The sequence below is a fragment of the Acidobacteriota bacterium genome (assembly GCA_016196035.1).
In the GTDB taxonomy this organism is placed as follows: Bacteria; Acidobacteriota; Blastocatellia; order RBC074; family RBC074; genus JACPYM01.
This window is the reverse complement of the sequence record JACPYM010000034.1, coordinates 117,137-128,975: the sequence shown is the minus strand read 5'-3', so window position 1 is coordinate 128,975 and position 11,839 is coordinate 117,137. Positions and strand designations below refer to the sequence as shown.

Below are 11,839 nucleotides of genomic sequence, written 5' to 3'. Positions count from 1 at the left end.
TGGCAAGGCCGTATGAAATGCTGCGTGCGAGTAAGTCGCCAGCGCGCCGGGCACGCAGCGACCGCGAGACGCAAAAACTTTTGGCAGAAGGAGCACTTCAAATGTCCGACCGGCTCGAACAAAACAAACAAACCGTGATGGCTTTCTATGATTTGATGTTCAATCAGTGCAAGCCCGCTGAAGCCATCGAGCAATACACCGGAGAAGTTTACCTCCAGCACAACCCTGCAGTAGCGGATGGGAAGGAAGCGTTTATCGCTTACTTTACGCGGATGGCGGCAGAGTATCCGGGCAAGCGCGTCTATTTTAAGCGGGTGCTGGCCGAAGGCGACTACGTTGTCTTACATTGTTTCCAGAAATGGCCGGGCGATCAGGACTGGGCAGGCATTGATATTTTCCGCCTCGACGCAAACGGCAAGATTGTCGAACACTGGGACGTGTTGCAGGTAATCCCCGCCACGTCCGCTAATGACAATACGATGTTTTGATTGCCTGTTTTTTTTTACTACCGAGACCGAATCCAACTATGAACACCAAAACCTATGACGTAATCGTAATGGGCGGCGGCCCGGCGGGCAGCACCGTCGCCAGCATTCTCGCCCGCGAAGGCCGCTCGGTCGTGCTTTTCGAGAAAGAACAATTCCCACGCCATCACATCGGTGAATCGCTGATGACCGACACGTTTTGGACGTTTCAGCGCATGGGCTTGTTGGACAAACTCAAAGCCAGCCCGTTCGTGCACAAATACAGCGTGGCCTTCGCCAACCCGGCGGGCAAGGAATCGCGCCCGTTCTATTTCTTTGAAGCCAACCACCACGAAAGCGCCGTGACCTGGCAAGTGACGCGTGCGGTCTTCGATCAAATGCTGATCGAACACGCGGCGGAACAGAGCGCGGTCGTACATCAACAAACGCCCGTCAAACAAGTGCTCTTCGATGGCGAGCGCGCCGTCGGGGTTGAAGTGCTGCTCGACGGCCAGCCGCAACAATTCCACGCCAAAGTCGTGATTGACGCGACGGGCCAGCAGGCTATGCTCTCGAACAAATTCCGCTGGCGGCAACGCGACCCGAAACTCAAAAAGGCTGTGCTCTATTCATATTTCAAAGGCGCGCACCGCGAACCCGATCTCAACGGCGGCGCGACGCTGGTACTGCGCACTGAACTCGGCAGCAACGGCTGGTTCTGGTATATCCCGCTCGAAAACGACATCACCAGCGTCGGCGTTGTCGCCGACCCCGAATATCTGGTGAAAGGGCGCGGTCAGGATTTGGCGAAAATCTTTTACGAGGAAGTCGAGAAGTGCGAACCCTGTCGCCGCCGCGTCGCAGGGGCTGAGCGCGTAGACAAAATCTATTCGATCCTCGATTACTCCTATCGCTCAAAACACAACGCCGGTGATGGTTTCATCCTGATCGGCGATGCTTATGGCTTCCTCGACCCAATCTATTCGTCCGGCGTGCTGCTCGCGCTGAAGATGGCGGAGTTGGCGGCGGATGCGATTCACGACGCCTTCAAACACGATGATTTCTCGGCGGCGCGCTTGGGTCAATTCCAAGCCAAGTTGGACAAAGGCATTGAGTCCATGCGCAAACTCGTTTATGCCTTTTACAACGAAGGCTTCAGCTTCTCGCAATTTCTCAAGAAGTATCCGAACGAGCGCGTCAACGTCATCAGCCTGCTGATTGGCGATGTCTTCAAGGAAGGCGTGGATGCCGTTTATGGCCCGATGGCCGATTTCGCCGAGATTCCGCCCACACTGTGGGAGCAGCTTGCGCAAGCTGAGCAAGCTGACAATAACGGACGTGCTGCGGAATCCGCTGAAGTGCTTTCGGCCAAGTACCAGTATTTCGACGACCGCGCCAAGGCGCATCAACAAGCGGGAGATTGATCTTTGTCAGTATCGCGACTGGTAGGGAGCGCGATTGCCCGGTTTGCAGCGATGCAGACCACGCTCCCTATCGGTCGCGGTACTGATCCAAACCCACTCCTTAAAAGCCTACGCCCCGATGTTCAGTTTCAAGCTGCTGCTCGCCCAGATTGCCATCATCCTCAGCGCGGCGCGCTTGCTCGGCTGGCTGTTTCGCAAGCTACATCAGCCGCGCGTTATCGGTGAAATGTTGGCGGGCATTTTGCTGGGGCCTTCGCTGCTGGGTTGGGCCGCGCCGAATCTATCCGCCGCGCTGTTTCCCGCCGCCAGTCTGCCTGCCTTGAGCGCACTGAGCCAGCTAGGCCTGTTACTGTTCATGTTCCTGATCGGTTTGGAGCTGGATTTGAAACAGGTGCGTGAATTGGGACGCGTGGCAGTCGTCACCAGCCAAGCCAGCATCGTGGTTCCCTTTGTTTTGGGTTGCCTGCTCGCCGGTTACCTGTACCCGCGCTTTGCTGATCCGCACGTCAATCTTACCGCTTTTGTGCTCTTCATCGGCACGGCCATCAGCATTACGGCCTTTCCCGTGCTGGCCCGCATTCTGGCCGAGCGCGACCTGTTGCGCACAAAGGTCGGCGCGCTCGCCATTACCTGTGCGGCCATCAACGATGCCACCGCGTGGGGCATGTTGGCGGGCATCGTGGTCTTGGTGCGCGCGTCAGACCAGTCACAGCCGCTTTGGCCTGTGTTCTTGGTGTTGGGCGGATACGTCGTGTTGATGTTTGTCGTGGTCAAACCAGCCTTGCAAAAACTCGTTCCGCGTTATGCGCGGCGGCAAGAGCTATCGCACGAGATGCTGGCGCTGATCTTGTTGACGGTGCTGGCTTCGGGCTGGATCACTGAAGCCTTGGGCATCCACGCTTTATTCGGCGCGTTTCTGGCGGGCCTGGTGATGCCTCGGCAAAGCGATTTGTCGCAAGCGTTGTGGCTGCGCATTGAAGCGCTAATTGTGGTGTTGCTGTTGCCGCTTTACTTCGCGTTGACCGGTCTGCGTTCGAGCATCTTTTTGATCACAGGCGGACGCTGGCTCAGCTGTGCCCTCATTATCGGCACAGCTATCGCGGGCAAATTAGGCGGTTCGACGCTCGCCGCGCGGTTCACCGGCTTGTCCTGGCGCGAAGCCACCGCTGTCGGGGTCTTGCTCAATACACGCGGCATGGTCGAATTGGTTATTCTCAACATCGGGCTTGATTTGGGCATCATCTCGCCCACGCTGTTTTCCATCATGGTCTTGATGGCGCTCGTGACAACCCTGATGGCCGCGCCGCTTTTGCATTGGGTGTATCCCGAAAAGCTGGCAAAGCGCACTCAAACCTAAGCTCTGGCGGCCAGCAGCTTGCCCGCGCTGACCCGAAAAACCCTGCACCAGCCGCTGAAACAAAGGAAACCGCCAAGCCCTTGGCCCCGTCTTTCGCTTTGTAGCGTGCCGTGGCAGCGAACCACATTGCATGCCTTCAATCCGTTTTCATTTTTGCAGTGCATACCCTAGACTCGTGACAACCTGGTGCCGTATCTCCGCAACATCTTGCATTAACCCTGAGTTGGACAAAGTAGTTATGTCGAAAGCATTTTTGGTCGCCGGTCTGATGTGTTGTTTTTCAGTTAGTTTGGCCGCACAAACCGCTGGCACGATCACCGGCATCGTTCAAGATCAAGCGGGCGCGGTCATCGTCGGCGCGAAAGTCAGCGCGCGCAATTTGGAAACCAATCTGACGCGCACAACGACGACCGACCGCGCCGGGCGCTATTCGTTCCCGGAACTGCGCGTCGGCAGTTTTGAAATTCTGGTCGAACAATCCGGCTTCAAAACCGAAACCAAAAAGCTCAGGCTGACCATTGGCGAAACTGCCGAGGTCAATCTCAGCCTACAAGTCGCCGCTAGTACAACCACCGTCGAAGTCACCGATGCCGCGCCGCTGGTCAACACGCAAACGCAAGAGTTGAGCTTTCTGGTCGGCGAACGCGCCATCCGCGAGTTGCCGTTGAATGGCCGCAACTTTACCGACCTGGCCTTGCTGCAACCGGGCGTGGTGTCCTTTCCGCAACGTGATGGCGGCTCGGTCGTAGCGCACGGGTCGGGCATTACCATCAACGGCCAGGACATTCGCTCAAACGTGTATTTGCTGGACGGCACCTTGCTCAACGACGCCACCAGCGGCCCGGCGGGCAGCGCGGCGGGTACGGCCCTGGGCACCGAATCCATCCGCGAATTCCGCGTCGAATCGAATTCATATTCCGCCGAATTCGGGCGCAACTTCGGCGGCCAGATCAATGCCTTGAGCAAGTCTGGCGCGAACGAATTGCACGGCGCGCTCTATCATTACCTGCGCAACGACAATCTGGACGCGCGCAATTTCTTTGACCGGCAACCGTTGGGCAAACCCGAATTCAAACGCAATCAGTTCGGTGGGGCCATCGGCGGCCCTATCGTCAAAGACCGCACCTTCTTCTTTGGCAATTACGAAGCCCTACGCGAACGGCTGGGCCGCTCGATTCTCTCGTTCGTGCCCGACCTGAACGCGCGGCAAGGCATCCTGCCCAGCGGCAATGTCACGGTCAGCCCGGTGATCAAACCCTATCTTGATGCGATCCCGCTGCCCAACGGCGCGAGCATCGGCGGCGGCCTGGCGCAATACTTTTTCGGCTTCAATCAACGGCTGGATGAAGACTTCTTTCAGACGCGCGTAGATCACAGCTTGAATGAGCACCATCAGATTTTCGCGCGCCATACCTTTGATGACGGCGACAACTTTTTGCCAACCGATTATCCGCAATTCCCGCGCACCTTTTTGTCGCGCAACCAATTCACGACCATCGAACACACCTGGCTGGCGAATGCGAACACGGTGAACACGGCGCGCTTCGGTTTCAGCCGCACGCGCATCGGGCAGAATGTGCGCGCCGACGTGAACTTGCCGCCGTTCATCACGGGGCGCGCCACGGTCGGCGATATTGACATCGGCGGCATGCAACGCTTCGGCCCGCAAAGCACTGCCAATTTCCGGCTGGCGCAAAACGTGTTTAGCTTCAGCGAAAAGCTGGCGCACACGCGTGGCAAACACAACCTGAGCTTCGGCGCGCTGGTCGAACGTTTTCAGATCAATATGCTCAACCCTACGTTCTCGCTGGGCATTTACACCTTCCCCGATGTCAGTTCGTTCCTGCGCAACGTGCCGAGCAACTTTGTTGGCTTAACGCCTGAAGCGCAGTTCGACCGTTACTGGCGCATCACGACCGTCGGCATGTTCGCGCAGGACAATTTCAAAGTGACGCGGCGGCTCGCCTTGAATCTGGGCTTGCGCTACGAATTCGAGACCGTGCCGCAGGATCGCCGCGATGTGTTCATACGCAATCTTTACACCGACAGCGCGCTGACCATCGGGCCGCTCTATCAAAACCCTTCGTACAAAAATCTCTCGCCGCGCCTGGGCTTTGCCTACGACGTATTCGGCAACGGCAAGACGGCGGTGCGCGGCGGGTACGGCATCTATTTCAACACGAACAACCACCAGAACCTGATCGTGACCGTGACCAATCCGCCCGCGACGCCGCGCCCGGTGCTGCCCAATCCGACCTTTCCGAATCCGCCGTTCAACCGCCCTGGTGTGGTGCCCGCGATTCGCCCGATTGAATACGATGTCAAGAACCCGTACCTGAACGTCTACAATCTGAACGTGCAACAGCAACTGCCTTTCGACACGGTGGTCACGGTCGGCTATGCGGGCGCGCGCGGCATTCACCTGTTGCGCAACACCGATTTCAATATCGGCGTGCCGGTCAAGCAGGCCGATGGCACGTGGTTCTATCCGAACAATGCGCCGCGCGTGAATCCCAATTACAACGGCGTGATCGAACTGAAAAAGAGCGATGGCAATTCCTGGTACAACGCGCTGATCTTCGAGGTGCGCAAGCGCTTCAGCAAGAGCGTGGATTTTCAATCGTCTTATACCTTCGCGCACTCGCTCGACACGACGCAGGCTTCGACCTTCTTTTCGGATGCGACCAACGCGACGGTCTCGGCGCTGCCCGAACCGCCGGGCACCAATTACAACAAGGGTCTCTCGGACTTCCACGCGGCGCACAACTGGGTCAGCAATTTCAGTTGGGAATTGCCTTTTGCCAAAGGCTTGAAAGGCGCGGCGGGTGTGTTGCTGGATGGCTGGTCAATCATCGGTATCGGCAACTTGCGCAGCGGCAATCCGCTGACGGTCTTCGTGCAAAACAACCGCTCGCAATCGAAGTGGAACCCGTCGAACTCGCCGCTGCTGGGCCGCGACCGTCCGAGTCTGGCAGCGGGTTACACCTACGAGAGCGCCGTGCTGGGCCGCCCCGATCAATGGTTCGATCCGAAAGCGTTCGTGTTGCAAGCGTCGGGCACGCTCGGCAACACCGGGCGCAATGCCTTCATCGGGCCGAACCTGCGGAGCTTTGATTTAGCGACGGTCAAAAAGACGCGGCTGCCCAAACTGGGCGAACGCACGTCGCTGCAATTCCGCTTCGAGGCATTCAATCTATTCAACCGCGCCAATTTCGGCACGCCGGTCGTGCAGGCTTTCGCCGGCACACCGTTGGCGAACAATGACCCGCGCCCCGATTCCGCCGGACAGCCCGCAACAATTTCGTCGTTTGGGCTGATCCGTTCGACGGTGACGTCGGCGCGACAGCTTCAATTTGGGTTGCGACTTTCGTTTTAGCCGGAACTGCGATTGTGGTTGTGCAATCGCCGGGACGGTACCGCGCGCGCCAGCAAGCGGCGCGTCTAAGCAGACGCACTGACAGACTCGTGGAGGCTCCGCTTGCTGACGCGCGCGGTACTGCCTCTTTGGCTCAACTGACACAGATAACTTGAATCAACCATGACTATCCCTAAAGCTACCCACTGGCTAAGAACATTCTGCCTTATGTTTCTTTGCCTGGGCGCGCAGCACAGGCTTGCCGCGCAGCAAAGCTTCCCCATCGAAGCCTGGAACAAACCCTTCAAACCGTTTCGCATCATCGGCAACATCCATTATGTCGGCACGAGCCAGTTGGCCTGTTACCTGTTGACGACGCCGCAGGGGCACATCCTGATTGACACGGCGCTGCAAGAATCCGCGCCCATCGTGCGCGCCAACATCGAAGCGCTCGGCTTCAAGCTCAAAGACATCAAGATCATCCTGTCCAGCCACGCCCATTTCGATCACGTCGCCGGGCATGCGGATATGAAAGCGGCGACCGGCGCGCAGGTATACGCAACCGCTGCCGATGCGCTGGTGCTGGAAAGCGGCGGCAAGAAAGGCTTCTTCCCGCTTGGTGATTACAAGCCGGTGAAAGTGGACAAGGTGCTCAAAGACGGCGAAGTGGCGCGGCTGGGCAAGCTCGCGTTGACCGCACATCTGACACCCGGCCATACCGAAGGTAACACGACCTGGACGACGACGGTGGAAGAAGGCGGCAAGCAATACAACGTGGTCTTCGTTGGCAGCATGTCCATCAACGACGGCGTGCATCTGGTCAATTTCCCGGCCTGGCCGAACATTGCCGAAGCGTATGCCAAATCGTTCCAGACGTTGAAAGCTTTGCCGTGCGAGGTCTTCCTGGGGCCGCACGCGCCGTTTTTCAATCTGGAAGCCAAGGTCAAACTGTTGGAAGGCAACCCTGCCACCAACCCATTCATTGATCCGGCGGGCTATCAGAAATACATTGCCGGATATGAAAAGAGTTACCACGAACAACTCGAAAAAGAGCGCGCCAGCCGCTGAAGGTTTGAAGGTGAATCTATGGCGACAAACTCAAATCCGGCGCGGGCGGCTATCTTTGGCCTGGGAGCATTCGTGCTTGGGCTGGTGAGCGCCTTCTTTATCTTTTACACGGCGCGTTTGCTGTATGTGACGCGCGGACTGACCGCGACACGGGCGGGCGGGCAAGGCGCGTTTATTGGAGCCGTCGCCTTCCCCATACTGGCGCTGGCGTTTGGCTGGTGCGCCTGGCGTTGCCTTCGAGCCTTACGGCGCGCTGGCTAAAACGCGGCTTGCAGCGTACTTTGATTTCACCCCATTTTTTTCGGAGACCACTCGATGATTCGCAAACGACATCCCGCGTTCGCGGCTTTACTGGCGCTTAGTGCGCTCGTCGCTATCCCGCTTTTTGCTCAACAAAACAAGCCGCGCCAAACCGTGCCCGCCGACAACGCCCAGGCTCATTGGGCGCAATGGCGCGGCCCCTTCTTTAATGGCATGGCAGCGACCGACGCCCCTACGCAATGGAGCGACAAGCAGAACATCAAATGGAAAGCCGCCATTCCGGGACGCGGCCATTCGACGCCGGTCATCTGGGGCGACAAAATCTTTTTGACCACGGCAATCCCCACCAATGCGGCAACACCCACAACCACGCCACCCAATCCGGGCCCCAGCGGCCCGCCTCCCGGTGGTGGACGACCTGGTGGCGGTGGTGTTGGCGCGGGCGTTGAGCACAAGCTGATCGTCATGGCGCTCGACCGCAAAACCGGCAAAGTGCTCTGGCAGCAAAGCCCGAAAACCGCCACGCCGCACGAAGGCTATCACGCGATGTATGGCAGCTTCGCCTCGAACTCCCCGGTCACGGACGGCAAGAATGTCTGGGCCTTTTTCGGTTCGCGCGGACTGTATTGCTATGACCTGAACGGCAAGCTGATTTGGGAAAAAGATTTCGGCGTGCAGATGAAGATGCGCCTGCAATTCGGCGAAGGCGGCGCACCCGCGCTGGACGGCAACACACTGGTATTGCTGTTCGACCACGACGGCAAAGACGCTGGCGGTTCGTTCCTGGTGGCGCTCGACAAAACAACCGGCAAGGAACTCTGGCGCACCGCCCGCGAAGAAGGTTCTGACTGGACGTCGCCGTTGATTTTTGAACACGCGGGCCGCAAGCAAGTCGCCGTGAGCGCGACCCGCAAAGTGCGCAGCTACGACCTCGCCAACGGCAAATTGATTTGGGAATGCGGCGGATTAGGCATCAACGTCATCCCACAACCGATCTATCACGACGGTGTCGTTTATGTGATGAGCGGTTACGTCAATCCCAAACTGCTCGCCATCCGGCTAGGCAAAGACGGAGACCTGACCGGCACCGAAGAGGTGTTGTGGAATCAAACGCGCGGCTTGTCTTACACCGCTTCGCCCGTGTTGCACGAGGGCAAGCTGTACACGCTGACCGACAACGGTATGTTCAGCGCCTTTAATGCCAAAACAGGCGAGCCGTATTATCATCAACAACGCTTGCCCAAGCCTTACAATTTCAAGGCCTCGCCTGTTGGTGCGAACGGCAAGCTCTATCTCGCCAGCGAAGACGGCGATGTGATCGTCCTGAAACTGGGCGAAAAGTACGAAGTGCTGGCGACCAACACGCTGGCCGATCAGGTTTTCATTTCCTCCCCAATCATCGTTGACGGCGAACTGTTTCTGCGCAGCCAGAATCAGCTTTTCTGTATCAGCGAAACCAAACCCAAATAGCCTTGTGGAGGAATTATGCTGACCAACCTTTTGCTCAAACCCATTCGCAGCTGGATGCTCTCGCTGCACGAAGAAACCCGCCTGCTGCGCACCGAGACCGCCGGCTTGCGCCACGACATCGCCGCCATGCGCAGCGATGTACGCGACGTGATGGAAATGATCACCAAATTGATGGGCGAGTTGAAACAACTGAAAGAGCAATTGCCCATCGAACACGAATCGGACTTTGAAGAAGACGATGCGCCGAAGTGGCAAATGTGATTTCAACCGGTGCGCTTGCCTCCGCGCTCCTGCCAGTGTTTTTACGATTGCTGTTTTCCGGTAGGAAGAATTTTGCAGGCGCAAGTGTTTGGAGTTCCGCCTTTAGGCGGTCGGCGGCGCGTAGCGCCGAATTGACGCGCCTGCGGCGCGCCGACCGCCTAAAGGCGGAACTCTAAACACACGCTTGCCGGAACAGCACGTGAATTCACCAGCCGGAGTGGCGACGCGGACGCGCCAGAGGAGTTGTGCTGTGAACTATCAAAAGCCTGCTTGTTTCTTTCTTGCTGTTATGCTCATCGTATCCTCATCCTTCACTGGCGCCGTCTCGCAAAACGCCGTCGGCGACCGCATCAACGCGCGCAAAGGCGGCACTCGTAGCGTCGTGCGCGCCCTCAATGGCATGGTCGCAACGAGCCAGCCGCTCGCCTCTGCCGCCGGTTTGCGCATCTTGCAACAAGGCGGCAACGCGATTGACGCCGCCATCGCCGCCGCCGCCGTGCTCTGTGTTGTCGAGCCGATGATGGTCAGTCCTGGCGGCGATCTGTTTGCGTTGGTTTGGGATGCAAAGAAAAAAGAGTTGAAGGCACTCAATGCCAGCGGACGTGCGCCCAAAGCCTTGAGCATTGACGCGCTGAAACAACGCGGCTTCACACGCATGCCGCAACACGGCATACACACCGTCACCGTGCCGGGCGCGGTGGATGGCTGGGCGACGCTGCTCAAAAGCCACGGCACGATGACGCTGGCCCAGGTGCTGCAACCGGCGATTGAATACGCCGAACGCGGCTTCCCCGTCACTGAGATCATCGCCACCGATTGGCAGGAAGGCGTGCAACATAAAGGCAACGCCGATTTCGCCGCGACCTTTCTGCCCAACGGCAAAGCCCTCGAAGCGGGCGAGCTTTTCACCAACAAAAACCTCGCCGCGACCTTGAAGCTGATCGCCAAAGAAGGCCGCGATGTGATGTACAAAGGCGCGCTGGCCGAAAAGATCGTCAAGTTCGCCCAAGCCCAGGGCGGCCTGCACACGCTGGCGGATTTCGCCAATCACACTTCCAACTGGGTCGAACCGATCAGCACGACCTATCGCGGCCACACCGTTTACGAATTGCCGCCCAACAACCAAGGCCTCGCCGCCTTGCAGATGCTCAACATCCTGGAAGGCTTCGATGTGAAAGCGCTCGGTCACAACACAGCGGAATATCTGCACCTCCTGGTCGAAGCGAAGAAGCTCGCCTTCCTTGACCGCGCCAAACACATCGCCGATCCGGCGTTTTACCAAGCGCCGCTCGCGCAGTTGCTTTCGAAAGATTACGCCGCCGATTTGCGCAAACGCATTGACCTGACGCACGTCGCCAGCGACAGCGACGGCGGCCCGCGTGGTGGTGAAGACACCGTCTACCTGACCGTGGTGGACAATGACCGCAATGCTGTCTCCTTCATCCAAAGCATCTTTTCGGCTTTCGGTTCCGGCCTGGTCGCGGGCGACACCGGCATCGTGTTGCACAATCGTGGCGCGGGCTTCTCGTTCAATCCGCAATCGAACAATCGCCTCGAAGGCGGCAAACGCCCCTTCCACACGCTGATTCCCGGTATGGTGTTTAAGAATAGCGCGCCCTGGCTGACCTTCGGCGTGATGGGCGGCGATATGCAGGCGCAAGGCCACGTGCAAGTCCTGCTGAACATGATCGAGTTCGGCATGGACGTGCAGCAGGCGGGCGAACAGCCGCGCTTCCGCCACTTCGAGAACGGCCTCGCGCTGGAATCGGCCATCGGCGCGGATGTGCGCAAAGAACTGGAAAAACGCGGACACAAGCTGACCACCGCCTTCGGCGCATTTGGCGGGTATCAAGCGATTATGATTGATCCGGTGACGGGCGCGTTGGCAGGCGGTTCTGATCCGCGCAAGGATGGTTGTGCGATTGGCTGGTAATTCCAGCGAACTCAGACAAACGCTGAATGGCAAAAGTATGGAGTTCAGCCTTTAGGCTGTCTGGGCGCGCAAGACGCGCCAAACAAGCTAAAGCTTGAACTCCATGCTTTTGTTCCTTGATTGCGCCCTATCGGCACACGCTTCCTCACAGGATCAGCCATTGGCTACAGCGTTTTGGATAGCGCCTGTTCGCATACAAACTCACTGCCCTGAATTTCATCTTTTCTGACAGTTGTCTCATTGCCA

At 58.1% G+C, this 11,839-nt stretch carries 9 protein-coding genes; all 9 read left to right on the top strand.

Going from position 1 to position 11,839, the window contains the following annotated elements:
• Positions 1 to 101 precede the first annotated feature (101 nt).
• The 9 genes from HY011_12290 (at position 102) to ggt (ending at position 11,593) form a co-directional block, all read left to right on the top strand.
• Positions 102 to 488 carry a nuclear transport factor 2 family protein gene (locus HY011_12290; GenBank protein ID MBI3423710.1) on the top strand — a complete coding sequence of 129 codons (387 nt, stop codon included), beginning with the start codon at positions 102 to 104 and terminating at the stop codon, positions 486 to 488.
• Between the two features lie 38 nt (positions 489 to 526).
• Complete coding sequence (locus HY011_12285; GenBank protein MBI3423709.1) at positions 527 to 1,888, top strand: tryptophan 7-halogenase; 1,362 nt, start codon at positions 527 to 529, stop codon at positions 1,886 to 1,888.
• Positions 1,889 to 2,006: 118 nt separating this feature from the next.
• Positions 2,007 to 3,245, top strand: coding sequence for a cation:proton antiporter (locus HY011_12280; protein MBI3423708.1), 1,239 nt, complete (start codon positions 2,007 to 2,009; stop codon positions 3,243 to 3,245).
• 238 nt (positions 3,246 to 3,483) lie between these two features.
• A complete protein-coding gene (locus HY011_12275; protein ID MBI3423707.1) occupies positions 3,484 to 6,621 on the top strand; it encodes a TonB-dependent receptor in 3,138 nt (1,045 codons plus the stop codon).
• Positions 6,622 to 6,828: 207 nt separating this feature from the next.
• Complete coding sequence (bla, locus tag HY011_12270; GenBank protein MBI3423706.1) at positions 6,829 to 7,668, top strand: subclass B3 metallo-beta-lactamase; 840 nt, start codon at positions 6,829 to 6,831, stop codon at positions 7,666 to 7,668.
• An 18-nt stretch (positions 7,669 to 7,686) separates the two neighbouring features.
• Positions 7,687 to 7,929 carry a hypothetical protein gene (locus HY011_12265; protein ID MBI3423705.1) on the top strand — a complete coding sequence of 81 codons (243 nt, stop codon included), beginning with the start codon at positions 7,687 to 7,689 and terminating at the stop codon, positions 7,927 to 7,929.
• Between the two features lie 54 nt (positions 7,930 to 7,983).
• Positions 7,984 to 9,399: a PQQ-binding-like beta-propeller repeat protein gene (locus tag HY011_12260; GenBank protein MBI3423704.1), complete on the top strand. Its 1,416-nt coding sequence runs from the start codon at positions 7,984 to 7,986 to the stop codon at positions 9,397 to 9,399.
• Between the two features lie 15 nt (positions 9,400 to 9,414).
• Positions 9,415 to 9,660 carry a hypothetical protein gene (locus HY011_12255; protein ID MBI3423703.1) on the top strand — a complete coding sequence of 82 codons (246 nt, stop codon included), beginning with the start codon at positions 9,415 to 9,417 and terminating at the stop codon, positions 9,658 to 9,660.
• A gap of 289 nt (positions 9,661 to 9,949) precedes the next feature.
• Positions 9,950 to 11,593, top strand: a complete 1,644-nt coding sequence (gene ggt, locus HY011_12250; GenBank protein MBI3423702.1) for a gamma-glutamyltransferase — start codon at positions 9,950 to 9,952, stop codon at positions 11,591 to 11,593.
• Positions 11,594 to 11,839: the final 246 nt, after the last annotated feature.